This is a genomic window from Kribbella sp. NPDC056345, assembly GCF_042262745.1.
In the GTDB taxonomy this organism is placed as follows: Bacteria; Actinomycetota; Actinomycetes; order Propionibacteriales; family Kribbellaceae; genus Kribbella.
Window position 1 is genome coordinate 756,303 of record NZ_JBHJQQ010000001.1, and the last position, 21,603, is coordinate 777,905.

A 21,603-nucleotide genomic window follows, 5' to 3' on the forward strand; every position below is an offset into this window, starting at 1 on the left:
GGATCATTGGTGCTTGTGCGGGCAAACAAAAACCCCCGAACGCCGGAGGGCGAACGGGGGGCAGAGCGCGCAGTACTACGAGGTGCGCAGCGCCTGGACCGTGGGACCCAGCTGCGGGTCGGCGGCAAAAGCGTTCAGGGCTGCCGAGAGGACCTCGACATACGTGGCATGGGCGGACTGGTACCGCTTGCGGCCTTCGTCGGTGATGACCGCGTAGACGCCTCGCTTGTCCGACGGGCAGAGGTCCTTGAAGGCGAAGCCGGCCGCCTCCAGACGCCCTACCAGGCGGGTGATCGACGACTGGCCGAGGCCTACTTTGTCGGCGAGATCCTGCATCCGCAGCTCGCTGGTCTCGGAGGCGACGAGATGCTCGAGGGACCGGTACTCCGACAGGCCGATACCGTGCCGGCCCTGCAGGGCGGCGGCGAGCTCACGCTCGACGTGAGCGTGCAGCGTGAGCACACGATCCCAGGCGCTGCGGTCGGATGTGCGCGCGGGCGCCAGCTGCGAGGTTGTCATGGAGCACGGTCCTCCTCGATTGATTCTTGAATCAGAGTACATGCTCGTGCAACCTCTCGGGGTTTCCCTTGCTCAAGTGTTTGGCGTACAGTCTGAGCCAGACGCTTGCATGTACAAGCAACTCAACGGAGGACATTTCATGCACTGGCTCCTACTCGGTATCGCCGTCGTCTTCGAGGTCGTGGTCGCCATCGCGGCCGGCAAGGCCGAAGGCTTCAAGAACCGCAAGTGGACGATCATCACCCTCGTCAGTGGTGCGTTCGGCACCTTCTTCCTCAGCCGGGCACTGCTGACCTTCAACGTCGGCGTCGGCTACGCCCTGTGGACCTCGATCTCCGGGATCGGCATCACCGTGCTCGGCGTCCTGGTGTTCGGCCAGAAGCTGAGCTGGCGCAAGGGCCTGGGCATCGCCGCGATCATCGCCGGCGTCGTCGGGCTGCAGCTCAGCGGCGCAGCGTAGTACTTCCCTCCCTCTACGAAAGGAACTCCGCAGATGTCCTCGACGTCCCCCTCCGCTGCCAAGTCCTGGCTGATGCTCCTGCTCGCCGGTGCGTTCGAAATCGGCTACGCGCTCTCCGTCGGCGGCAGCCACGGATTCACCCGGCTGACCTGGTCCCTGGTCGCCGTCGTCTTCTTCCTGCTGACCCTGTGGGCGCTGAGCGCCGCGCTGCGCACCATCGAGGTGGGGATCGGTTATGCAGTCTGGGCAGGAATCGGCGCGGCCGGAGCGGCAGCACTCGGCCCGGTCTTCTTCGACCAGAGCCTCACCCTCGTGCAGTCCCTGTGGCTCGGCCTCATCGTCCTCGGTGTCATCTGGCTCAAGCTCGCCGACAAGTTCGACGCCCCCAAGACCCCCGTCGAGCAGCCGACGCAGGAGCCCGAGAACGCCGGCGTCTGACGCAACCCCCTCGACGCACCCGGAGCGGCAACTCGCTCCCGTCCGAGCCGACGGGCCGCTCCGGGTGTTCCCTCCCTCCCAAAGGACATGCGCCTGATGTCAACTGACCTTCTCGACCACCTGACTCCTCACATCGAGGAGGCCGTCCGGATCAGCAGCAGCCACGTCGCCGAAGGCGGTATCCCGTTCTCCGGCATCGTCGTCCGCGACGGCCACGTCCTGGGGACCGGTTTCAACCGGGTCCTCGAGGACGACGACCCGACCGCCCACGCCGAGGTCGTCGCCCTGCGCGCCGCCGCCAAGAAGTCCGGCCGGTTCGGCGTCGCGGGAGCCACCCTGATCGCCTCCGGTGAACCCTGCGCCCTGTGCTACATGGCCGCGCTCTACTTCAACATCGAGCACATCGTGTTCGCCGCCGACCGCAAGACCGCCGAGGCCTACGGCTTCAACTACTCCAGCTCCTACTCGATCTTCGCCACCGACCCCACCACCTGGCCGATCCAGGTGACGCACGCCCCGATCGACGGCCACGAGGCGCCGTTCGAAGAGTTCATGTCCGGCCGGAAAGGTGCCCAGCGATGACCGACAAGGTCAAGATCAAGATCTTCTCCGACTACGTCTGCCCCTTCTGCATGCTCGCCGAAGGCCCCATCGAAGAAGCGACCAAGGATTTGTACGTCGACATCGAGTGGATGCCGTTCGAACTCCGCCCGCACCCGCACCCCACCCTCCGCCCCGAGGACGAGTACCTCCCCGCCATCTGGGCCCGAGCCGTCTACCCAATGGCCCGCCAACTGGGCGTAGACATCACCCTCCCCACGGTGTCCCCCCAGCCCTACACGCACCTGGCCTTCGAGGGCTACCAGTACGCCGCCGCCCACGACAAGGGCACCGAGTACACCCACCGCATGTTCCAGGCCTTCTTCCAGGAAGACCAGGACCTCGGCGACCCCGACGTACTCGAAGCTCTAGCTCTGGAGATCGGCCTCGACGCCCCCGCCTTCCGCAAGGCCCTCGACAACCGCACCTACCAGCCCCAGCACCAAGACGCCCTCCGCGAAGCCCAGGCCCACCAGATCCAGTCGGTCCCGACCATTCTGGTGGGGAGCACCCGCATCGAAGGTGTACCCACCCCCTTCGAACTCCGCAAGGCAATCCTCGACGCCCAGGCCGAGCAGCAGGTGGCCGCCGCGTTCGGCGGCTCCTGCAGCATCGACGGGTGCTAGTCGAGCGTCTTCAGGTATGCCGTGCCGCGGGGGGTGAGCTCGTAGCCGGTTTCTAGGCTGTAGGTCAGGCCCAGGTTCTTGAGTTTGCGGACGTCGAGTTTGAAGGGGGCGGTTTCGCGGCCGAGGTCGGCGGCGAGGTCGGCTGCTCGGGTGGCCGGTTTGGACTGGATCAGGCGGAGGGTTTGGACCGCCCAGGGGCCGTGGGGGTTGGCGGCGTCGAAGCGGGCCAGGCGGTCGGTGAGATCGGTGATGTCCTCGTCGCTCAGATCTGACTGGGCGGCCAGCTCTTCGCGGGGGTCCGGGCCTTTGACCAGGTGGAAGCGGATCAGGAAGGTCGGCCAGGACTCGTCGCCGCGGAGGCGGCGCAGGATGTCGCCGGCGTTGCTGCGGTCGGCGCGGGCGACGTCGGGGTCGTTGTCGGCGATGAGGGCCGGGTTGATCTCGCTGATGCTGTCGATCTGGATGCGGCCGGCGTTGGTGCGGTAGATGCGGCCCTCGACCACGCGGGGCTCGGACCAGCGGCGGTAGGCCGAGGTGATCCAGCCGTCCTCGACGCCTTCCTTGTCACGTCCTGCGAACAACATGCGCTAGACCCCCAATGCTTTCGCCACGATCGGAGCCAGGGCGCGCAGGGCCTTCCCGCGGTGGCTGATCGCGTCCTTCTCTTCGATCGACAACTCGGCCGTGGTCCGGTCGTAGCCGTCGGCCTGGAACAGTACGTCGTACCCGAAACCGCCGGTACCGCGGACCTCACGGATCACCGAGCCGCGCATCTCACCGAGCACCAGCTCGTCGGCTGCGCCCTTCCGCACGAAGGCGACGGCCGCCACGAACGACGCGCCCCGCCGCTCGTCCGGGACATCCTCGAGCTGACCCAGCAGGAGCTGGTTGTTCGCGTCGTTGTCCTTGGCCGGGCCGGACCAGCGCGCCGACAGTACGCCGGGCATCCCGTTCAGCGCGTCGACGCAGATCCCGCTGTCGTCGGCGATCGACGGCAGCCCGGTCGCGGCCAGCGCGGCGTGTGCCTTGAGCAACGCGTTGCCCTCGAAGGTCGGCTCGGTCTCCGGCGGCTCCGGGTACGCCGGTACGTCGCCCAGCCCGAGCACCTCGATCCCCGGCACGATCGGGGTCAGGATCCGGCGCAGTTCCTCGAGCTTCTTCTTGTTGTTCGAGGCAAGTAAAACCTTGGTCATCCGAGGGCCTCCTGCTGGAGCTTCGTCAGGTCGGCGCAACCGGCGAGACCCAGGGAGAGCAGGCTGTCCAGTTCGGCGCGGTCGAAGGGTGCGCCCTCGGCGGTGCCCTGGACCTCGATGAACTTGCCGTCGCCAGTGATGACCAGGTTCATGTCGGTCTCGGCCCGGACGTCCTCCTCGTAGCAGAGGTCGAGCATCGGGGCGCCGTCGATGATCCCGACCGACACCGCGGAGACCGTCCCGGTCAGCGGCTCGCTCTTCAGCAGCTTGCGATCACGCAGGTACGAGACCGCGTCCGCCAGCGCGACGTACGCGCCGGTGATCGCCGCCGTCCGCGTCCCGCCGTCGGCCTGCAGTACGTCGCAGTCCAGCAGGATGGTGTTCTCGCCGAGCGCCTTGTAGTCGATCACCGCACGCAGCGAACGCCCGATCAGCCGCGAGATCTCATGCGTCCGGCCACCGATCCGGCCCTTCACCGACTCGCGGTCCGAGCGCGTGTTCGTCGACCGCGGCAGCATCGCGTACTCCGCGCTGACCCAGCCCAGCCCGGAACCCTTCCGCCACCGCGGTACACCTTCGGTCACGCTCGCCGCGCAGAGCACCCGCGTCTTGCCGAACTCCACCAGCACCGACCCTTCGGCGTGGTCGAGCCACTTCCGCGTCAGGGTTACCGGGCGAAGCTGGTCAGGGGTACGTCCGTCGATGCGAGCCATGGCTGCAACTTTATGCCTCCAGACGCTGGACCTCCGCATTGGTGAGAGCTCCGGAGGCGGGGCGACGCTGCGACAAGGCCATCCGGGCAACGAACGGGAGCAGGTCGCCGGCGCGGCGGCCCAGCCACGGGACGCCCTCCTTGACCATCCAGACGGTGTCGGCCCACTTGCTCGGCGGTTTGTAGGCACAATCGAGATTCGGCGGTACGTCGATCCGCACGCCCCGCCTGCTCAGTTCGTCGGCGAACATCCGGGCGAGTTTGCGGTGTCCACGCTCCCCCGGATGCATCCGGTCGATACTCCAGAAGTCCCGCCGATACACCTCGGGGTAATCGGCCATGTCCAGCCGGATCCCGCCGTACCGGCTGTGCAGGTCGTCGTACACGAGGTTGACCTGCTCGATCCGCTGCCACAGCGGCCGGCCCATCCACTTCGGCAGGCCGAAGATCTTGGCATGGTCGTGGAACCGGACAGTGAGCAGCAGCGCGCCGCGCGCGGTCAGCTCCTCGGCACACACGTGCAGGTGGTCGCGGACGCGGCCCGGGTCGAAGGTGGACCGCAGGGTGTCGTTGATACCGACAATCAGTGAGGCGATGTCGATCGGCCCGCTGCCGATCTCGGGGAGTTGCTGGGTGGCGACCAGATCGCTGGTCGCGCCACTGGTCGCGAAGTTGGAGAACGTCACACGGTGGGAGCTGCCCAAGGAGTCAGCGAGCAGCGAGGCCCAGCCCCGCCACCCTTCCCCCGGGCGCGCACCGGCACCGGAAAGGTCGGTCGTACTGCTGCCGTTCATCGGGTCCCCGACACCAACTGTGGTCGAGTCCCCCAGTGCCACGTAGTGGAGGCTCACATTCCGTCATGGTGGCGACACGGGGCGAGGTACCGCTGTCGACTGGGTGACCAGGAAGGCAATTCCACACAGAGGACAGGTGATTGAAGGACGGAACTGCTCGGAGTTAGGGTGATTCAAACAACTATGTGCAGGAGTTGCTGGCTGATGACTGATCTTCGACTCGGCGTGGTGGGACTCGGTGCCCGGAGCTACCTCGCGGGACACGCCCACCGCCCTGGGGAGGGCAGCGCGATCGTCGCCCTGGCCGACCCGGCCGCCGCACAGCGCGACCTGGCCCTGGCGAAGTACCCCGAGGCGACCGCGTACGCCGATCACACCGAGCTGCTCGAGCAGAAGCTCGACGGTGTCTTCCTGACCACCCCGGACGACCTGCACGAGGGCCCGGCGATCGACTTTCTCACGGCCGGCGTCCCGGTCTTCGTGGAGAAGCCGCTGGCGATCACCACCGAGGGGTGCGACCGCGTCCTGCAGGCGGCCTACGAGTCCGGCGCCCGCCTGTACGTCGGTCACAACATGCGCCACATGCCCGTCGTACAGACCATGCGGCAGCTGATCCAGGACGGAACCATCGGCGGGGTGAAGGCAATCTGGTGCCGGCACTTCGTCGGCCACGGTGGCGACTTCTACTTCAAGGACTGGCACGCAGACCGTCGCCGGACCACCAGCCTGCTGCTGCAGAAGGGGGCCCATGACATCGACGTGATGCACTGGCTGGCGAACGGGTACACCCGGCGCGTCAACGCGATGGGCGCGCTCACCCTGTACGGCGGGATCGAGGACCGGCTCGACCGGACCGGCCAGCGGTTCTCCGACTTCGTCAGCTCGGACAACTGGCCGCCGCTGGAGCAGAAGGGACTCGCGCCGGTGATGGACGTGGAGGACCTCTCGATGGCGAACCTCCTGCTGGACAACGGGGTTTTCGTCACCTACGAGCAGTGCCACTACACGCCGGACTACTGGCGCAACTACACGGTCATCGGCACCCACGGCCGCCTGGAGAACTTCGGCGACACCGCGGGCGGCGTGGTGAAGGTCTGGAACAGCCGCCGCTCCGGCTACCGCGAGGACGCCGACCTGGTCGTCGAGATCGCCGGTGAGAGCGACCACCACGGCGGTGCCGACCCGCACCTGGTCAACGAGTTCCTGAACTTCGTCCGGGACGGCGGTACAACGTTGACCTCCCCGGTCGCCGCGCGCGCCGCAGTCGCCGCCGGCGTCGCTGCCACGAACTCTCTGCGGTCGAACGGCGTACCGATCGACGTACCGGAGCTCGATCCGGCCTTGATCGCCTACTTCGACAACGGTCAGGTGCGGTGAGGTAGCATCGGCGACGTGACCAGGAACATCATGCGAATGCTGAGCCCTCGATACGGAGGATCCTCGGCAGCGTAGTCACGTGTGCTTGCAGCGAGAGGCCTCCCTGTCGGGGGGCCTCTTCTCATGTCTGCAACCACACCCCAGGAGACCTCGCATGTACCCGATCACCTACCTGACCGACTGTGTCGGCGGGAACGCCCGCGCCCGCCTCAGCACCCGCATCGGCGCCCTCTTCGGCCAGTCCCCCACGATCATCGCCCTCGACGGCCCCGATCCCGAGGCGTTCGCGGCGTTGACCCTGCTCGACTGTCTGAGATCGACGGAATCCCTCGGCGGGCCCGGCCACCCGACCATCACCCTGCTCAACCTCGCACCTCGTGACGGTCATTGGCCGAACGGCGTCCCGTTCTGCTTCTTCTGGTACGGCGAACAGCTCGTGGCGAGCACGATCACCCCGCGAGCACTCGACCTGGTACGGCGTGAGCTCGGGATCACCGAGGTCCAGGTGACCGATATCGCCGAGGTGCTGACGGCGTTGGACTTCGACCCGGTGGAATCCGAGCGAATCATCACCACCCAGTTCCGCAGCCTGTGGTACTTGCCGCTGCTCGCGAGATGGGTCGTCGACGGCCGCCCGGTTCCCTCCACGCTGACCGCGATCCCGGAGGTTCCGGACGACGGACCGATCGTGAGCGTCATCGACAACTTCGGCAACTGCAAGTTCAACTGCCCACCCGAGGACCTCACTCTCGGCACGTCGGTCCGGGTCGCTCGACGCGGCGCCGACGGCAGCACCGAGTACGTCGAGGTCAGTCGCTATCCGCATTTGACCGCCGTACCGCGGAATACGGCCGGCCTGATCCCGGGGAGCTCCGGAACGGGCTTCGCGGAACTCGTCATCCGCGGCGGCTCCGCGGCCGCGGAGTTCGGTTTGCAGGTCGGTGACGCTCCGATCCCAGCTCGGCAAGCGGTCGGAGCGGCCTGCTAGCCGCGGCACGAAGGACAAGGACGTAGGCGTCTACGTATATCCCTTGCCACGCCTGGGCTCAGCGCTGCCGGCGCCGATTCGGCGACCACCTCCTGTCGTTCGTGCTGTCGGAGCGGGCTGGTAGACAGCTGGTATGACTGCGCGGCTCCAGATCGATCGTCAGCAGGCGGTTCGGTATCGGCTGGCGGTCAATCGATTGGGCGAGCGGTTGCCGGCGGGGGCTTATGTGGAGGCGGCGCGGTTCGGGTTGCAGGACACTGCGCCTCGGGATGCGTTGATCGGGATGCATGCGCGGGTGGCGGACTGTGAGCCGTCGGCCTGGGAGGCGCCGGGGTTGGTTCAGACGTACAGCCCGCGGGCTGCCGTCTATGTGCTGCCTGCGGATGACTTCGGCGTGTTCACGATTGGGCGGATGCCGCTCGATCCTGCGGAGCAGCAGTCGGTGGCGGAGTTGGCTGAGCGGATCTGCGGGGAGTTTGCGGGGGTCGAGAAGCGGCATGGGCATCCGGAGTTGCGGGGTGCGTGTGCGACTGGGCGGGTGGTACTGCGGTGGACGACCAGTGCGCTGTACGCGCGGGAGGTGCCGGCCCCGGAGATCGACTTTCGGGAGGCTCATCTGGAGTTGTGCCGGCGACATGTGCGCGCGTTCGGGCCGACGACTGCGGAGACCTTCGGGTGGTGGGCCGGACTGTCGCGGCCGGATGCGCGGACTGTCTGGAGCTGGCTGGAGGACGAGTTGCTGCCCGTTGAGCTGGAGGGACGGGCCGCGGCGATCCTGGCTTCCGACGAGGACGCAGTACGGACTGCGCCTGCTGTGACGGGTGCACGGTTTCTGGTGGCTTCGGATCTGCGGTTGTTCGGGGCTGACCGCTACGGATTGTTCGCCGGGCCCGGGCAGAAGTCCCGGATCGAGTTGAACGACTGGCATCACCCGCATGGGCTGATGCTCGACGGCGAGATTCGTGGCGCCTGGGGCCGGCGGCAGGGGGCGATCGAGCTGCGCGTCGCCGGTCGGCTCTCGCCGGCTGAGCGGGCTGCGATCGAGGCGGAAGCGCTGTCGATGCCGATCCCGGGCGCGACGATGTCGGTCAGGGTGTCTTGAGGACCACCGAGCGGAGGATTTCGCGGATGGCGTCGGGTTGCTCGCGCCACGGTGAGTGACCGGCGTCCGGAATCAGGTGGAACGACGGTTGCTGGGCGTGTTCAGCCAAAGCCTGTACGGCGGTGTGCGGGCGCGGGTCGCCTTCGCCGTGGATGAACGTGATCGGCGCGGGGATCGCGGCGACGTCGTCGGATTTACGGCTGTCCGGCCAGCTGTTGATTTCGTTGCTCAGGGCGCGGTTCACGGCCCAGCTGATCGGCAGATCGACGGAGGCGTCCTCCAGGGCCCACTCCATCGCGCGCTCGGGGTCCGCGAAGTCGGGGAACCAGGCAAGCACGCGGAACTCGATCTCCTCGTCCCGAGTGCGGATCCGCCCGGAGGCCCCGTCCCGGCGGATCTCCGACAGCTCGTCCAGGCGGGCCAGCTGCTCGGGCGTCATCCGGCGCTCGCGCACCTCTCGGTCGCCGGTTCGCCAGTCACCGATGCCGACGCCGTCGAGGTAGACCACTCCGGCCACGTGATCGGGGTACATCGCGGCATAGGTGACCGCCAGCGTGGCTCCGAAGGAGTGGCCGATGACAACGATCTTCTCGTGGCCCCAGAACGCCCGCAGTTCGTCGATGTCCTGCACGCTTCGGGCCATCGACAGTTCCTCGGACATGCCGGATCTGCCACAGCCGCGCTGGTCGAAGCGGTGCACGACGGTCAGATCGTCGACCATCGCCGCGAGCCGCGCATGGTCGTCCCACGTGCCAGGGCCGCCATGAAGGATGATCACCGGCGCGGCGGCAGAGGTCGCCGTACCGGTTGTTGCTGTCCACAACAGGACGTGGTCAGATGTCGAAAACTGCATGGGGCGTCGCAACCTCGATCGGTCCCGAGTAGGTGCGGCGCGCGTTCTCCGCCTGGGTCACCCGGTTGTACCACGGTGGGACGTGCGTGATCACGAGCTTTTTCACACCGGCCTTCTTGGCGTGTTCGCCGGCGTCGGACGGGGTCAGGTGCAGGTCGGTCGGGTTGTTCGGATTCTCGTCCTGCAAGGCCGCTTCGGACAGCAGGAGGTCGGCACCACGGGCGAGCTCGATCAGTGCGTCGTTCGGCCCGGTGTCTCCGGTATACACCAGCGCCTTGCCGCCGTACTCGACTCTGATCGCGTACGCCGGGACCGGGTGCACCATGGCTGCGGTCCGGACCGTGAACGGGCCGATCTGCTGAACGTCCTGCCAGGTATGGAAATCCAGCTCTTCCTCCATCCCTGGATCGAGTGGGAGGTCATAGGCCAGGGCCATCCGCTCCGCCGCTCCGGGCGGGGCGAACACGGGGATGCGGGGAATCGGTGAACCTGGCGCGTACTTCGCCGCGACATAGAGGCCGCACAGGTCCATACAGTGGTCAGGATGCAAGTGGGACAGGCCGATCGCGCCGATCTGCGGGACGGCGATATGCCGCTGGAGCGCTCCGAGTGCACCACTGCCGAGATCGAGGACCAGGTGGAAGTCCTCGGCAGTGACCAGATAGCTCGAGGCGGCCGAGTCCGGCCCGGGGACGGACCCGGAGCAGCCGAGCACGGTGAGCTTCATATCTTGAAGATTACCGGCGGGTTGCCGGCTTCGCAGGGAAACTCGTCGCGTCGCCGGGCCGCCGAACGGGTTACCTGGCTAAGATTTCGGGGAGGTCACGACCGGAACCGGTGCCGAGGACAACATCTGGGGCACCGCCTGAAGCGCTTAGCGAACCCAGGCGAACTGGTCTACCCCGGAGAGCACCGGGCCGAGGAAGCGCGATCCGATCACCTCGAACTCGGACGGGGTGCCGGTCGTGACGAAACGGTGCTTGGGCTCGGCCAGCGAGTCGGAGCGGAGCAGTCCGGTCTTGGTCAGGACGCCGTACACATCCTTGGCGCACTCCTCGGCGCTGCTGACCAGGGTCACGGCGTCGCCGACGACGTACTGGATCACGCCGGTGAGCAGCGGGTAGTGCGTGCAGCCGAGGATGAGCGTGTCGACGCCGGCATCGACCAGCGGATCGAGGTACTCGTGAGCCGCCTCGAGCAACTCCGGGCCGGACGTCACGCCGGACTCGACGAAGTCGACGAACTTGGGGCAGGGCCTCGTGATCAGCTCGACCTGCGGTGCCGCGGCGAACGCGTCGTCGTACGCGAGCGACTGCGCGGTGGCGCGCGTGCAGATCACGCCGACCTTCTGATTGCGGGTCGCGGCAACGGCTCGCCGGGCGGCCGGGAGGATCACCTCGACGACCGGTACGTCGTACCGTTCGCGGGCGTCACGCAACATCGCGGCACTGGCCGAGTTGCAGGCGATGACCAGCATCTTCACGCCGGCCTCGACCAAGTGATCCAGACACTCCAGCGCATACTCACGAACCTCGGCGATCGGCTTCGGCCCGTAGGGCTGCCGGGCCGTGTCACCGAGGTAGAGGATCGGCTCGTGCGGCAACTGATCCAGCACGGCGCGGGCGACAGTCAGACCGCCGAAACCTGAATCGAAGATCCCCACCGGCGCATCTGTCACGCCACGCATTCTATCGGGGACGCGCCGGGAGCCACCCGGCGCCCGTAACCAGGGCCGGATTCGGGTCGTTCTAGTAGACACCCCGTCCCATCTCTAGAAACGACACGCCGAACCTTGTCCACATCTTTACGTTATGTAATTGCCAACGGACGTGATCCGCGCCACTCTGGACCGATGTTCGTACGATCCGCCCTCGAGCAGCCATGAGTCTGGCTCACCACTTCGTCGCGGTGCTGAGCAGCACCGCCGGACCGAATCCGCAACCTGATCACGTCTCCGCCTCCGGGCAGGCCGCGAATCAGGCTGCCGAACCCAACAGCACCGCCGCGGACATCGCGTCGTCCCTCGGGCCGACCGGAGTCCTGCTGCTGATGCTGATGGCGGCGTTCTTCCTGTACGTCGTCTCGCTGTCGCTGCACCCGAATGCCAAGTGCAACCGTTGTAAGGGCGCCGGCCGTCACCACGGTGGCGTCTTCAGCTACGCACAACGCCCCTGCACCAGCTGCAAGGGACGTGGCGTGCATCCCCGCATCGGCCGCCGGATCCTCTTCAAATCCCCATAGCAGTCACGACTTCTCAGGCCCAGAGCTGACCCTCGAGGCGGTCCTCCGCCTCGTCGATCGTGCCCTCGTAGGCGCCCGTCGACAGGTACTTCCAGCCGCCGTCGGGGACCACGAAGGCGATATCGGCCCGTTGTCCGTCACGCACGCACTTGGCCGCCTGGCCGAGCGCGGCGTGCAGGATCGCGCCGGTCGAGACGCCGGCGAAGATGCCCTCGTTGTCGAGCAGCTCGCGAACCCGCCGGACGGCGTCCCGCGGGCCGACCGAGAACCGCGCGTCGATCAGGGTCGCGTCGTACAGCTCCGGGACGAAGCCTTCCTCGAGATTGCGCAGACCGTAGACGAGCTCGCCGTACCGCGGCTCGGCGGCGACGATCCGGACCTCCGGCTTGTGCTCACGGAAGAAGCGGCCGGCACCCATCAGCGTGCCGGTCGTGCCGAGGCCTGCCACGAAGTGCGTCACCGACGGGAGGTCGTCGAGGATCTCGCGCGCGGTGCCGTCGTAGTGGGCGGCCGCGTTCGACGGATTGCCGTACTGGTAGAGCATCACCCAGTCCGGGTGCTCCGCGGCGACCTGCTTGGCCACCCGGACCGCCTCGTTCGAACCGCCGGCGGCCGGGGACGAGATGATCTCGACGCCCCACATCCGCAGGATCTGCCGGCGCTCCTCGGAGGTGTTCTCCGGCATCACGCAGACCATCCGGTAGCCGCGCAGCTTGGCCGCCATCGCCAGCGAGATCCCGGTGTTGCCCGACGTCGGCTCGAGGATCGTGTTGCCCGGCCGGAGCCGGCCGTCCTTCTCCGCGTCCAGCAGCATCCGCAGCGCCGCCCGGTCCTTGATCGAACCGGTCGGGTTGTGGTCCTCCAGCTTGGCCCACAACCGGACATCGGCCGACGGCGACAGCTTCGGCAGGCCCACCAGCGGTGTGCCTCCGACCGAGTCGAGCAGGCTGTCGAAACGCATCGTCAGCCGCCGGCCACCGCAGGCAGAACCACGACCACGTCGCCGTCCTTCACCCCGGTCTGCAGCCCACCGGTGAACCGGACGTCCTCGTCGTTCACGTACACGTTCACGAACCGGCGCAGCTCCTCCGGCTCACCCTCGACGATCCGCTCCTTGAGGCCCGGGTGGTCGCCGTTCACGTTGTCGATGAACTCGGCCAGCGTGGCGCCGTCGCCGTTGACCGCCTTCTCGCCACCCGTGTAGGTCCGCAGGATGGTCGGGACGCGAAGCTCGATCGCCATCTCAGTTGTCTCCTAGTTCGCTGCTGTCTGATTCGCTGTAGTCCGCCACGATCTTCACTTCTTCTTCGGTGACCACGCCGTCGACGATCCGGTACGACCGGAACTCCACCGGACCGTCGTAGTTCTGCTGCTCGGCCCCGTCCCGGGTCGAGACGATGACGTAGTGCGAGTTCGGCTCCTCGGCCCGGGCGATGTCCGTCCGCGACGGGTACGCCTCGGTCGCGGTGTGCGAGTGATACGTCACCACGATCTCTTCGTCCCGCTCCCACAGGTCCTTGTGCACCTTGAGCAGATCCTCGGACGAGAACTCGTAGTACGTCGGTGACATCGCCGCGTTCGGCACCGGCACGAACCGCTCCGCCCGCCCCGACCCCTCCGGCCCGGTCACCACGCCACACGCCTCATCCGGATGATCCCGCCGCGCATGCGCCAGGATCGCGTCGTACGTCGCCTGGTCGATGATCAACACACCACCAACGGTACGGCGCGCGCAGCGGCACCCCCGCCAAGGCGGGGGTCAGTCCAGCATGCGGACAGGCGGCTACCAGCGGTTGTGGATCTGGGGGCGGATGAGCTCGTCGTAGATCTCTCGTACGGCGGTCAGGTGGTCTTCGGAGAGTGGTTGCAGGGCGGCTGCGGCGATGTTGCCGGCGACCTGCTGGGGGTTGCGGGCGCCGGGGATGACGACGGAGACGCCGGGCTGGTCGATGATCCAGCGGAGGGCGAACTGGGCCATGGTGGCGCCGGCGGGGAGCCAGGGCATCAGGCGGCGGACGGCTTCGAGGCCGGTGCTGAAGTCGACGCCGGAGAAGGTCTCGCCGACGTCGAAGGCCTCGCCGTGGCGGTTGTAGGTGCGGTGGTCGTCGGCGGCGAAGACGGTGTTCTCGTCGTACTTGCCGGAGAGCAGGCCGCTGGCGAGCGGGACGCGGGCGATGATGCCGACGCCCGCCTGCTGGGCCGCGGGGAGGACCTCGTCGAGCGGCTTCAGGCGGAGCGCGTTCAGGATGATCTGGACGCTGGCCACGTTCGGCCGGGCAATCGCCGTGAGCGCTTCGGCGCAGGTCTCGACACTCACGCCGTACGCCGCGATCCGGCCCTCGTCGACCATCGCGTCGAGATCGTCGAAGACCGCGTCGGTGGAATAGACCGGGGTCGGCGGGCAGTGCAGCTGGACCAGGTCGATGGTGTCGACACCGAGGTTCTGCCGGGAGCGGTCGTTCCAGGCGCGGAAGTTGGCCGGGTTGTAGTTCTCCGGGAGCTGCTCGACCCGGCGCCCCATCTTGGTCGCCACGGTCAGGCCCTCATGTTCTTTGAGGATCTGACCGACGAGCCGCTCGCTCCGGCCGTCGCCGTACACGTCGGCGGTGTCGATGAAGGTCACTCCACCCTCCACCGCGGACCGCAGTACGGCGAGGGCCTCGCTCTCGTCCACCGAACCCCAGTCGGCGCCCAGCTGCCAGGCGCCGAGCCCGACCACGCCTACATCCCGACCGGTCCGTCCCAGCTTCCGCGTCTCCATGCGGCCTAGGTTAGGACCTGAGGTCGATCTCCAACTCAGAGCCCTCCTGTACGGCGAGGTCGGTGGCCAGCGTCTCGCGCATGATCAGCTCCCGATGCGTCTCGACGGCTCGAGCCACCGCGGATTCCGCGGTCACTGTCAGCCGGATGCGATCGGTCACCTCCAGCCCCGAATCGCGCCGGGCCTGCTGGATCGACCGGATCACGTCCCGCGCCGTACCCTCAGCCTCGAGCTCCGGAGTGATCGTCGTGTCCAGGACGACAAAACCGCCGCCAGGCAACAGTCCACTCGACGACGCGGCCGCACCACCCGCCGACCCGCCCGGAGCCGCCTCGGTCGCCAGTGTCGTCGTCAGGGTGTACTCCCCCTCGGCCAGCTCGATGCCCCCGGCAACCACTACCCCGTCCACGGAGACCGACCAGTCTCCCGCCTTCGACGCCTTGATTGCCGTCTGCACGGCCTTCCCCAACCGCGGTCCGGCCGCACGTGCGTTCACCGTCAGCTGTTGCGACACGGGTGCGTCGACCGCGTCCACCGAGGTCAGCACGACCTGGCGGACGTTTACCTCGGCGGCGATCAACCCCGTCACCGCCTGCAGGTCGGCAGACGTTGCCACGGTCAACTTCTCCAGCGGCTGGCGTGCGCGGATCCCGGCCGCCTTCCTGATCGCGGACGCGACCGAACACACCTCCCGCGCACGCTCCATCTGCGCCACCAGCTCCGGATCGTCCGGCAGGTCGCCGACGGTCGGCCAGTCGGTCAGGTGCACCGACCGCTCCCCCGTCAGTCCGCGCCAGATGTCCTCGGCAACCAACGGCAGCAGCGGCGCGACCGCACGACAGAGCGTCTCGAGCGCCGTGTACAGCGTGTCGATCGCCGCCTGCTCACCCGCCCAGAAGCGATCGCGGGAGCGGCGGATATACCAGTTCGTGAGCACATCGACGTACTCGCTGACTGCGTCACAGGCCGAAGCGATGTCGTACCGATCCAGCTTCTCCTGGACATCGGTGACGAACAGCCGCAGCCGGGCCAGCAGGTAGCGATCCAGCAGATCCGTCGGCTGCTTGGTCGCTTGCCCCTCGATACCGGCTGCATTCGCATAGAGGGCGAAGAAGGACCACGCGTTCCACAGCGGGATCAGCACCTGCCGGACACCCTCGCGGATGCCCTCCTCGGTGACGATCAGGTTCCCGCCACGCAAGATCGGGCTCGACATCAGGAACCAGCGCATCGCATCCGCGCCGTCCCGGTCGAACACCTCGCGCACGTCCGGGTAGTTCCGCAGCGACTTGCTCATCTTCTGCCCGTCGCTGCCGAGCACGATCCCGTGGCTCAGCACCGACTTGAACGCCGGCCGATCGAACAGCGCCGTCGCGAGGATGTGCATCGTGTAGAACCAGCCACGCGTCTGCCCGATGTACTCGACGATGAAGTCGCCCGGGAAGTGACTCTCGAACCAGTCCGTGTTCTCGAACGGGTAATGCACCTGCGCGAAACTCATCGACCCCGAGTCGAACCACACATCCAGTACGTCGGGCACCCGGCGCATCGTCGACTTCCCGGTCGGGTCGTCGGGATTCGGCCGGGTCAGCAGGTCGACGTACGGGCGGTGCAGGTCCGTGACCTCGACCCCGAAATCACGCTCCAGCTCGGCGATCGAGCCGTACACGTCGACCCGCGGGTACGCCGGATCGTCCGATCGCCAGACCGGGATCGGGCTGCCCCAGAAGCGGTTCCGGCTGATCGACCAGTCGCGAGCGTTGCTCAACCACTTGCCGAACTGCCCGTGCTTCACGTGCTCCGGGGTCCAGGTGATGTCCTCGTTCAGCTCGACCATCCGGTCGCGGAGCCGCGTCACCTCGACGAACCAGCTCGAAACCGCCTTGTAGATCAGGGGATTCCGGCACCGCCAGCAGTGCGGATAGCTGTGCACATAGCTGTCCTCGCGGATCAGGGCGCCGGATGCCTTGAGATCGCGGATGATCGGGCGGTTCGCCTCGAAGACGTGCAGGCCCTGGTACGGCGGGACCACGCTCGTGAACCGGGCCCCGTCGTCCACGGTCAGGATCGTGGGGATTCCGACGGCATCACAGGCCAGCTGGTCCTCCTCGCCGTACGCGGGAGCCATGTGTACGACGCCGGTCCCGTCGTCGGTGGTGACATGCTCGGCCGCGATGATCTGGAAGGCGTTGGGGGTGTCTTTGAAGAAGTCGAACAGTGGGGTGTAGTGCTTGCCGATCAGCTCGCTGCCCTTGAACCGCCTGATGACGTCGGTGAATCCATAGGCTTGCAGTCGGGCCTCGGCGAGGATCATCGGGCGACCCTCGTCGTCTTTCACCGTGACGTAGTCGAGGTCCGGCCCGACCGCCATCGCGAGGTTGCTCGGCAGCGTCCAGGGCGTGGTCGTCCAGGCGAGCAGCCGCTCCCCCGTCTCCAGCTCGACCGCGACCGTCACCGAGGGATCCTGCCGCTGCTGGTAGACGTCATCGTCCATCCGCAGCTCGTGGTTGGAGAGCGGAGTCTCGTCGTTCCAGCAGTACGGGAGGACGCGCAGGCCCTCGTACACCAGCCCCTTGTCGTGCAACGTCTTGAACGCCCAGATCACCGACTCCATGTAGTCAGGACTGAGCGTCTTGTAGTCGTTGTCGAAATCCACCCACCGCGCCTGCCGCGTGACATAACTCCGCCACTCGTCGGTGTACTTCAGCACCGCTTCCCGGCAGGTCGCGTTGAACTTCTCGATCCCCAGCTCGAGGATCTCCGCCTTCGTCTTCAGCCCCAGCACCCGCTGGGCTTCCAACTCAGCCGGCAACCCATGCGTATCCCACCCGAACCGCCGCTCCACCCGGAAGCCCCGCATCGTCTGGTACCGCGGCACCAGATCCTTCACATACCCCGTCAGCAGATGCCCGTAATGCGGCAACCCATTGGCAAACGGAGGCCCGTCATAAAAAACGAACTCGTCCTTCGTCCGCCGCTCGACGGACCCCCGAAACGTATCGTCCGCCTCCCAGAACGCCAGCACCTCCCCCTCAACCTCAGGAAAGTCCGGCCCCCCACCCACCCTGCCACCAGTCCTCGGATAACTCACCCCCGCATCGTATGCGCGCACGGCAGCGACCCGACCGGATTTTTCATGGCGCGCGCTCTGTACGTCGACCGAGCCGATCGACAAGATCAGGTTTCGGTGACAACGCAGTGGGGGGACCACATGAGCACAACCGGCGACGACCTGCTGACCACACTCGAACCGACCTTGCGATCGGCGCTCCAGGCCGCCGAGCAGAAGGTCCAGCTCGCCAGCCCCTACATCGGGGCAAGCACACTTCTCTGGTTGCAGGATCTTGCGCTCCGATCGGCCGCCGAATGGCAGGTACTGGTACGCCTGGACCCGGTCGCCGTGGCCTACGGCAGCCTCCACCTGCCGGGCCTGCTGTGCCTGCTCGAGGCGGGGGCCGAGATCCGCCACCTCGACAACCTCCACGCGAAGCTCTTCCTGACCGAAGCCAGTGGCTTCGTCGGATCAGCCAATCTGACCGCGGCAGGTCTCGGCGTCGGCACCCTTGCCAACGCGGAGCTCACAGTCGCACTGTCTCCGCGGCAACAAGCGGCGGCCGGTGAGATCTATCAGGTGTGGTACGACGCCGCCGAGATCGTGACTCCCCAACTGATTCGGGAATGCGAGCAGCAGGCAGCCGAGCTGCCCGCCAAGATCTCCAGGCCGCCCGGACAGACGGCCGAAGCCGAAGCGCGGGTAGATCTGGGCGACGAACTGCTCGAGCTCGCCACGGACGTCAGCGTCTGGATCAAAGCAGTCGACGATGCCGGACACGGTTGGGAGCCCGGCGACTGGATCAGCAACAGCAAGCGAGCCAAGTTCTCGGTCGGCGACCTTGTCGTCGTGTACGGCAAGGCCCAGCAGGCGTGCACTGCGGTTCTGCAGGTCGACAAGCTCGCCTACTACGACCCCCAGGTTCTCCGCGACGCTGGGTATTCCGAGGAGAACGCCAACCGCTGGCCTTGGATCTCGGACGTCACCTGCCTGCTCGAGTTCTCCGAGCCGAGGTATGTGCCGATCACCGAGCTGGGAAAGACCGCCAAGTCACTGCAAGGCGGCTATTGCCGAATGCCGGTCGGAGGATTGGCTGCCGCACTGCGCTACGCCCTGTGAGCAGTGCCAAGGCAGCAGCGGAGGCGCGCCGCCGGAGGCGGTGTCCTTGCGTTAGCGCATGTTGTGGAGGAGGGCTGATTGGAGGTAGCCGAGCCAGTCGTAGAGGTCGTAGGTGAGGCGGCGGGGGTCGTCTTCGGGGAGCTTTTCCCAGGTGGCGTGGTCGTCTTCGTCTTTGATGTCGAGACGGGTGCCGATGGCCAGGCGGAGGTCGTTGAGGGCCCGGAGCCAGGAGAGTTGCTCGTCGGGTTCGAGGGCGATCTCGTCGGCGCCGGACTCCTCCAGAGCGGAGAGGACGCGTTTGGCGTCGGTGATCTTGCCGTCGCGCAGGCCGCGTTCGGTGAAGCGGCGGAACTCCGAGGAGGCCATGTCGTCGGAGCCGTAGGCGTCGGGGAAGAGGCGCTGCAGGACGATGTCCTCGGGCGGGGAGGTGGGGCCGTCGGAGTCCAGTAGGGCGGCGAGCGGGTCGCTGGACTGGGTGGCGCGCGGGGGCATGCCGTCGTACAGGAGTTCGACCAGGTTGCGGAGCAGGTTGGCGAGGATGTCGGCCTCGTGCTCGGCGAAGCTGACCGCGACGATCTTGCGGCGCTTGCGGAACCGCGTCACGACTTCTCGCAGGTGGCCCACAGGCCGTAGGAGTGCATCGCCTCGACGTCGCGTTCCATGGCTTCCCGGTTACCGTTCGACACCGCCGACTTGCCCTCCTCGTGGACCTGCATCATCAGCTTCTCGGCCTTGGACTTGGAGTAGCCGAAGTAGGTCTGGAAGACGAAGGTGACGTAGTCCATCAGGTTGACCGGATCGTTCCAGACGATCGTCACCCACGGTGGGCTCAGCTGGATCGCCTCGTCGACTTCGGGGCTCTCGAGCTCGCTCGGTGCGGTGGTCACTGACCCATTCTTTCCACTAGACCCGGTCTTCTCGCAAATAGGTACGGCGGCTTCGCAATAGGCTGCCCTTGTGAACACCTCGACCGCGCTCCTGACGGACCACTACGAGTTGACCATGTTGCAGGCCAGCCTGGCCGACGGCACGGCGCAGCGCCGCTCGGTCTTCGAGCTGTTCGCCCGCCGGTTGCCCGACGGCCGCCGCTACGGCGTCGTCGCCGGGGTGAACCGGCTGCTCGACGCCCTCGAGCAGTTTCGCTTCGACGAGCAAGCGATCGCCTTCCTGGCCGATCGGGGTGTTGTCGACCAGGTTACCTCCGACTGGCTGGCCGACTACCGCTTCAGCGGAGATATCTCCGGGTACGCCGACGGCGAAATCTTCTTCCCCGGCTCCCCGGTCCTGGTGGTGGAGTCGAGTTTCGCGGAGGCGGTGCTCCTGGAGACCGTGTTCCTGTCGATCCTGAACCACGATTCCGCGGTCGCCTCGGCCGCGTCCCGGATGACCTGGTGGGCCGGCGGCCGGCCGTGTATCGAGATGGGCTCCCGGCGGACCCACGAGGAGGCCGCGGTCGCCTCCGCACTGGCGGCGTACATCGCGGGCTTCGCCACCACTTCCAACCTGGAGGCCGCCCGCCGCTACGGCATCCCCAGCGCGGGCACGTCGGCGCACTCGTTCACCCTGCTGCACGACACCGAGAAGGAGGCGTTCACCTCGCAGGTGGATGCCCTCGGCAAACGCACCACCCTGCTGGTCGACACGTACGACGTCGCCGCGGCGGTCCGGACCGCGATCGAGATCACCGGCCCCGAGCTGGGCGCCGTACGGCTGGACTCGGGCGACCTGCCGTCGCTGGCCGCTCAGGTCCGCGAGCAGCTGGACGCGCTCGGCGCGACCAAGACCCGGATCATCGTGACCTCGGACCTGGACGAGTTCCAGATCGCCGCGCTCGCGCCGGCACCGGTCGACGGCTACGGCGTCGGTACGTCGCTCGTCACCGGCTCGGGCTATCCGACCTGCGGGTTCGTCTACAAACTGGTGGCCCGCGAGGATGCGAGTGGCGAGCTGCTCCCGGTGGCGAAGAAGAGCCCGGACAAGATGTCGATCGGCGGCCGGAAGTGGGCCCTCCGCCGCCGGACCAGCGCCGGTGTCGCGGAGGCCGAGCTGATCGGTGTCGGCAGCCGCCCCGAGGACGACGGTGACGACCGCGAGCTGCTGCGACCGCTCGTCAAGGGCGGCGAGATCGTCGGCCGCACCACCCCCGCCGAGTCGCAGGCCCACCACCTGAAGGTCCGCGACGAGCTCCCGCGCTTCGCCAGCCAGCTGAGCCGCGGCGAGCCGGCCCTCGCCACCCAGTACGTCGGCGACTTCGCCGCGCAGAACCCCTTCACCCCGCGGAGCCACACATGACCGCGCTGGACGAGAGCTGGCCGGTTGATTCGCCGGCCGGACCCCGCGACGTGCTGATCGCGTTGCGGTTCGCCGACCGCGCCGCCCGGAAGGCGGTTGCGGCCGAGCTGGTCGGTACCGGACTACACACCGGTCAGGAGCTGGTCCTCGCCAAGCTCCTGCATCACGGCTCGCTGCCGGTCGCGAAGCTGGCCAAGGTCCTCGACGTCGAGGTGCCGACCGCGACCAAGACCACCCAGCGGATGGAGGCGGCCGGCCTGGTCCGCCGCGTGAAGAACGCTACCGATGCCCGCCAGGTAGCCATCGAGCTGACCGACCACGGCGCCGAGCTCGCCCGAACCGTCCAGGACATCTACGACCGCGCCGGCAGCCGAGCCTTGGCCGGCCTGTCCGCCGAAGACCGCCGCCAGCTCCGCAACCACCTCTGGACCCTCACCACCACCCTCGAAGGCGACCCGCGCGACTGATGTCCGGAC

At 67.4% G+C, this 21,603-nt stretch carries 26 protein-coding genes; 11 read left to right on the forward strand and 15 right to left on the reverse strand.

Features of this window, described 5'->3' with window-relative positions; translation table 11 throughout:
* Nucleotides 1–75: 75 nt before the first annotated feature.
* Nucleotides 76–519, reverse strand: a complete 444-nt coding sequence (locus tag ACFCV3_RS03455) for a MarR family winged helix-turn-helix transcriptional regulator (protein ID WP_376025710.1) — start codon at nt 517–519, stop codon at nt 76–78.
* Nucleotides 520–658: 139 nt separating this feature from the next.
* Between ACFCV3_RS03455 and ACFCV3_RS03460 the strand changes: the two genes are divergently transcribed.
* The 4 genes from ACFCV3_RS03460 (at nt 659) to ACFCV3_RS03475 (ending at nt 2,643) form a co-directional block, all read left to right on the forward strand.
* Nucleotides 659–979 (forward strand): multidrug efflux SMR transporter, encoded by a 321-nt coding sequence (locus ACFCV3_RS03460; protein ID WP_132405587.1) that lies wholly within the window; start codon nt 659–661, stop codon nt 977–979.
* Nucleotides 980–1,012: 33 nt separating this feature from the next.
* Nucleotides 1,013–1,417 (forward strand): DMT family transporter, encoded by a 405-nt coding sequence (locus ACFCV3_RS03465; RefSeq protein WP_376025712.1) that lies wholly within the window; start codon nt 1,013–1,015, stop codon nt 1,415–1,417.
* A 96-nt stretch (nt 1,418–1,513) separates the two neighbouring features.
* A complete protein-coding gene (locus ACFCV3_RS03470; RefSeq protein WP_376025713.1) occupies nt 1,514–1,999 on the forward strand; it encodes a nucleoside deaminase in 486 nt (161 codons plus the stop codon).
* Nucleotides 1,996–2,643, forward strand: coding sequence for a DsbA family protein (locus ACFCV3_RS03475; RefSeq protein ID WP_376025715.1), 648 nt, complete (start codon nt 1,996–1,998; stop codon nt 2,641–2,643). The genes ACFCV3_RS03470 and ACFCV3_RS03475 overlap by 4 nt, the downstream gene beginning before the upstream one ends.
* Here ACFCV3_RS03475 and ACFCV3_RS03480 read toward each other — a convergent pair.
* From ACFCV3_RS03480 to ACFCV3_RS03495, 4 genes are read right to left on the reverse strand one after another with little or no spacing between them, the layout of a single operon-like run.
* Nucleotides 2,640–3,227 carry a hypothetical protein gene (locus ACFCV3_RS03480; RefSeq protein WP_376025717.1) on the reverse strand — a complete coding sequence of 196 codons (588 nt, stop codon included), beginning with the start codon at nt 3,225–3,227 and terminating at the stop codon, nt 2,640–2,642. The genes ACFCV3_RS03475 and ACFCV3_RS03480 overlap by 4 nt on opposite strands.
* A 3-nt stretch (nt 3,228–3,230) precedes the next feature.
* Nucleotides 3,231–3,836, reverse strand: a complete 606-nt coding sequence (gene rdgB, locus ACFCV3_RS03485; protein WP_376025719.1) for an RdgB/HAM1 family non-canonical purine NTP pyrophosphatase — start codon at nt 3,834–3,836, stop codon at nt 3,231–3,233.
* Entirely contained in the window at nt 3,833–4,588 is a 756-nt protein-coding gene (rph, locus tag ACFCV3_RS03490; protein WP_376025721.1) for a ribonuclease PH, read from the reverse strand. Before rph ends, rdgB begins: the two co-directional genes overlap by 4 nt.
* Nucleotides 4,560–5,399, reverse strand: a complete 840-nt coding sequence (locus ACFCV3_RS03495; RefSeq protein WP_376025722.1) for an SGNH/GDSL hydrolase family protein — start codon at nt 5,397–5,399, stop codon at nt 4,560–4,562. Before ACFCV3_RS03495 ends, rph begins: the two co-directional genes overlap by 29 nt.
* A 147-nt stretch (nt 5,400–5,546) precedes the next feature.
* Between ACFCV3_RS03495 and ACFCV3_RS03500 the strand changes: the two genes are divergently transcribed.
* From ACFCV3_RS03500 to ACFCV3_RS03510, 3 genes are all read left to right on the forward strand, one after another.
* Nucleotides 5,547–6,719 carry a Gfo/Idh/MocA family protein gene (locus ACFCV3_RS03500; RefSeq protein WP_376025724.1) on the forward strand — a complete coding sequence of 391 codons (1,173 nt, stop codon included), beginning with the start codon at nt 5,547–5,549 and terminating at the stop codon, nt 6,717–6,719.
* Nucleotides 6,720–6,873: 154 nt separating this feature from the next.
* Nucleotides 6,874–7,707 carry an SAM hydroxide adenosyltransferase gene (locus tag ACFCV3_RS03505; protein WP_376025726.1) on the forward strand — a complete coding sequence of 278 codons (834 nt, stop codon included), beginning with the start codon at nt 6,874–6,876 and terminating at the stop codon, nt 7,705–7,707.
* Between the two features lie 133 nt (nt 7,708–7,840).
* A complete protein-coding gene (locus tag ACFCV3_RS03510) occupies nt 7,841–8,809 on the forward strand; it encodes a DNA glycosylase AlkZ-like family protein (protein WP_376025728.1) in 969 nt (322 codons plus the stop codon).
* Here the strand turns inward: ACFCV3_RS03510 and ACFCV3_RS03515 are convergent.
* The 3 genes from ACFCV3_RS03515 to murI form a co-directional block, all read right to left on the reverse strand.
* On the reverse strand, nt 8,796–9,662 hold the full coding sequence (locus tag ACFCV3_RS03515) for an alpha/beta fold hydrolase (RefSeq protein WP_376025729.1): 867 nt from the start codon (nt 9,660–9,662) through the stop codon (nt 8,796–8,798). The genes ACFCV3_RS03510 and ACFCV3_RS03515 overlap by 14 nt on opposite strands.
* The gene (locus tag ACFCV3_RS03520) at nt 9,643–10,389 is read right to left on the reverse strand and encodes an MBL fold metallo-hydrolase (RefSeq protein ID WP_376025731.1); all 747 of its coding nucleotides are present in this window, start codon (nt 10,387–10,389) and stop codon (nt 9,643–9,645) included. The genes ACFCV3_RS03515 and ACFCV3_RS03520 overlap by 20 nt, the downstream gene beginning before the upstream one ends.
* Before the next feature lie 147 nt (nt 10,390–10,536).
* Complete coding sequence (gene murI, locus ACFCV3_RS03525) at nt 10,537–11,349, reverse strand: glutamate racemase (RefSeq protein ID WP_376025732.1); 813 nt, start codon at nt 11,347–11,349, stop codon at nt 10,537–10,539.
* Between the two features lie 194 nt (nt 11,350–11,543).
* Between murI and ACFCV3_RS03530 the strand changes: the two genes are divergently transcribed.
* Nucleotides 11,544–11,903: a hypothetical protein gene (locus ACFCV3_RS03530; RefSeq protein WP_376025734.1), complete on the forward strand. Its 360-nt coding sequence runs from the start codon at nt 11,544–11,546 to the stop codon at nt 11,901–11,903.
* Nucleotides 11,904–11,916: 13 nt separating this feature from the next.
* Here ACFCV3_RS03530 and ACFCV3_RS03535 read toward each other — a convergent pair whose 3' ends face one another.
* From ACFCV3_RS03535 to ileS, 5 genes are all read right to left on the reverse strand, one after another.
* Nucleotides 11,917–12,864 carry a PLP-dependent cysteine synthase family protein gene (locus tag ACFCV3_RS03535; protein ID WP_376025735.1) on the reverse strand — a complete coding sequence of 316 codons (948 nt, stop codon included), beginning with the start codon at nt 12,862–12,864 and terminating at the stop codon, nt 11,917–11,919.
* A 2-nt stretch (nt 12,865–12,866) separates the two neighbouring features.
* Nucleotides 12,867–13,145: a MoaD/ThiS family protein gene (locus tag ACFCV3_RS03540; protein WP_376025736.1), complete on the reverse strand. Its 279-nt coding sequence runs from the start codon at nt 13,143–13,145 to the stop codon at nt 12,867–12,869.
* Nucleotide 13,146: 1 nt separating this feature from the next.
* Nucleotides 13,147–13,614 (reverse strand): Mov34/MPN/PAD-1 family protein, encoded by a 468-nt coding sequence (locus ACFCV3_RS03545; protein ID WP_376025738.1) that lies wholly within the window; start codon nt 13,612–13,614, stop codon nt 13,147–13,149.
* A 72-nt stretch (nt 13,615–13,686) separates the two neighbouring features.
* Nucleotides 13,687–14,664: an aldo/keto reductase gene (locus ACFCV3_RS03550; RefSeq protein ID WP_376025740.1), complete on the reverse strand. Its 978-nt coding sequence runs from the start codon at nt 14,662–14,664 to the stop codon at nt 13,687–13,689.
* 10 nt (nt 14,665–14,674) lie between these two features.
* Complete coding sequence (gene ileS / locus ACFCV3_RS03555; protein WP_376025741.1) at nt 14,675–17,755, reverse strand: isoleucine--tRNA ligase; 3,081 nt, start codon at nt 17,753–17,755, stop codon at nt 14,675–14,677.
* A gap of 120 nt (nt 17,756–17,875) precedes the next feature.
* Between ileS and ACFCV3_RS03560 the strand changes: the two genes are divergently transcribed.
* The gene (locus ACFCV3_RS03560; RefSeq protein ID WP_376025743.1) at nt 17,876–18,835 is read left to right on the forward strand and encodes a hypothetical protein; all 960 of its coding nucleotides are present in this window, start codon (nt 17,876–17,878) and stop codon (nt 18,833–18,835) included.
* Nucleotides 18,836–18,886: 51 nt separating this feature from the next.
* On the opposite strand, the gene ACFCV3_RS03565 is transcribed toward ACFCV3_RS03560, so the two are convergent.
* On the reverse strand, nt 18,887–19,438 hold the full coding sequence (locus ACFCV3_RS03565) for a DUF2017 domain-containing protein (RefSeq protein WP_132413637.1): 552 nt from the start codon (nt 19,436–19,438) through the stop codon (nt 18,887–18,889).
* Complete coding sequence (gene clpS, locus ACFCV3_RS03570; RefSeq protein WP_344152419.1) at nt 19,435–19,722, reverse strand: ATP-dependent Clp protease adapter ClpS; 288 nt, start codon at nt 19,720–19,722, stop codon at nt 19,435–19,437. Before clpS ends, ACFCV3_RS03565 begins: the two co-directional genes overlap by 4 nt.
* A 115-nt stretch (nt 19,723–19,837) precedes the next feature.
* On the opposite strand from clpS, the gene ACFCV3_RS03575 reads away from it, so the two are divergent.
* Both ACFCV3_RS03575 and ACFCV3_RS03580 read left to right on the forward strand, forming a co-directional pair.
* A complete protein-coding gene (locus tag ACFCV3_RS03575) occupies nt 19,838–21,127 on the forward strand; it encodes a nicotinate phosphoribosyltransferase (RefSeq protein ID WP_376026445.1) in 1,290 nt (429 codons plus the stop codon).
* Nucleotides 21,124–21,594: a MarR family winged helix-turn-helix transcriptional regulator gene (locus tag ACFCV3_RS03580; RefSeq protein ID WP_376025745.1), complete on the forward strand. Its 471-nt coding sequence runs from the start codon at nt 21,124–21,126 to the stop codon at nt 21,592–21,594. Before ACFCV3_RS03575 ends, ACFCV3_RS03580 begins: the two co-directional genes overlap by 4 nt.
* Nucleotides 21,595–21,603: the final 9 nt, after the last annotated feature.

Coding starts and splice junctions, on each gene's coding strand:
- ACFCV3_RS03515 (WP_376025729.1), bottom strand. CDS start 9,662: ATGCAGTTTTCGACATCTGACCACGTCCTGTTGTGGACAGCAACAACC.
- ACFCV3_RS03550 (WP_376025740.1), bottom strand. CDS start 14,664: ATGGAGACGCGGAAGCTGGGACGGACCGGTCGGGATGTAGGCGTGGTC.
- ACFCV3_RS03480 (WP_376025717.1), bottom strand. CDS start 3,227: ATGTTGTTCGCAGGACGTGACAAGGAAGGCGTCGAGGACGGCTGGATC.
- ACFCV3_RS03470 (WP_376025713.1), top strand. CDS start 1,514: ATGTCAACTGACCTTCTCGACCACCTGACTCCTCACATCGAGGAGGCC.
- ACFCV3_RS03460 (WP_132405587.1), top strand. CDS start 659: ATGCACTGGCTCCTACTCGGTATCGCCGTCGTCTTCGAGGTCGTGGTC.
- rdgB (WP_376025719.1), bottom strand. CDS start 3,836: ATGACCAAGGTTTTACTTGCCTCGAACAACAAGAAGAAGCTCGAGGAA.
- ACFCV3_RS03560 (WP_376025743.1), top strand. CDS start 17,876: ATGAGCACAACCGGCGACGACCTGCTGACCACACTCGAACCGACCTTG.
- ACFCV3_RS03510 (WP_376025728.1), top strand. CDS start 7,841: ATGACTGCGCGGCTCCAGATCGATCGTCAGCAGGCGGTTCGGTATCGG.
- ACFCV3_RS03505 (WP_376025726.1), top strand. CDS start 6,874: ATGTACCCGATCACCTACCTGACCGACTGTGTCGGCGGGAACGCCCGC.
- ACFCV3_RS03500 (WP_376025724.1), top strand. CDS start 5,547: ATGACTGATCTTCGACTCGGCGTGGTGGGACTCGGTGCCCGGAGCTAC.
- ACFCV3_RS03465 (WP_376025712.1), top strand. CDS start 1,013: ATGTCCTCGACGTCCCCCTCCGCTGCCAAGTCCTGGCTGATGCTCCTG.
- ACFCV3_RS03540 (WP_376025736.1), bottom strand. CDS start 13,145: ATGGCGATCGAGCTTCGCGTCCCGACCATCCTGCGGACCTACACGGGT.
- ACFCV3_RS03530 (WP_376025734.1), top strand. CDS start 11,544: ATGAGTCTGGCTCACCACTTCGTCGCGGTGCTGAGCAGCACCGCCGGA.
- ACFCV3_RS03575 (WP_376026445.1), top strand. CDS start 19,838: ATGTTGCAGGCCAGCCTGGCCGACGGCACGGCGCAGCGCCGCTCGGTC.
- rph (WP_376025721.1), bottom strand. CDS start 4,588: ATGCGGAGGTCCAGCGTCTGGAGGCATAAAGTTGCAGCCATGGCTCGC.
- ACFCV3_RS03475 (WP_376025715.1), top strand. CDS start 1,996: ATGACCGACAAGGTCAAGATCAAGATCTTCTCCGACTACGTCTGCCCC.
- ACFCV3_RS03455 (WP_376025710.1), bottom strand. CDS start 519: ATGACAACCTCGCAGCTGGCGCCCGCGCGCACATCCGACCGCAGCGCC.
- ACFCV3_RS03520 (WP_376025731.1), bottom strand. CDS start 10,389: ATGAAGCTCACCGTGCTCGGCTGCTCCGGGTCCGTCCCCGGGCCGGAC.
- murI (WP_376025732.1), bottom strand. CDS start 11,349: ATGCGTGGCGTGACAGATGCGCCGGTGGGGATCTTCGATTCAGGTTTC.
- ACFCV3_RS03580 (WP_376025745.1), top strand. CDS start 21,124: ATGACCGCGCTGGACGAGAGCTGGCCGGTTGATTCGCCGGCCGGACCC.
- ACFCV3_RS03535 (WP_376025735.1), bottom strand. CDS start 12,864: ATGCGTTTCGACAGCCTGCTCGACTCGGTCGGAGGCACACCGCTGGTG.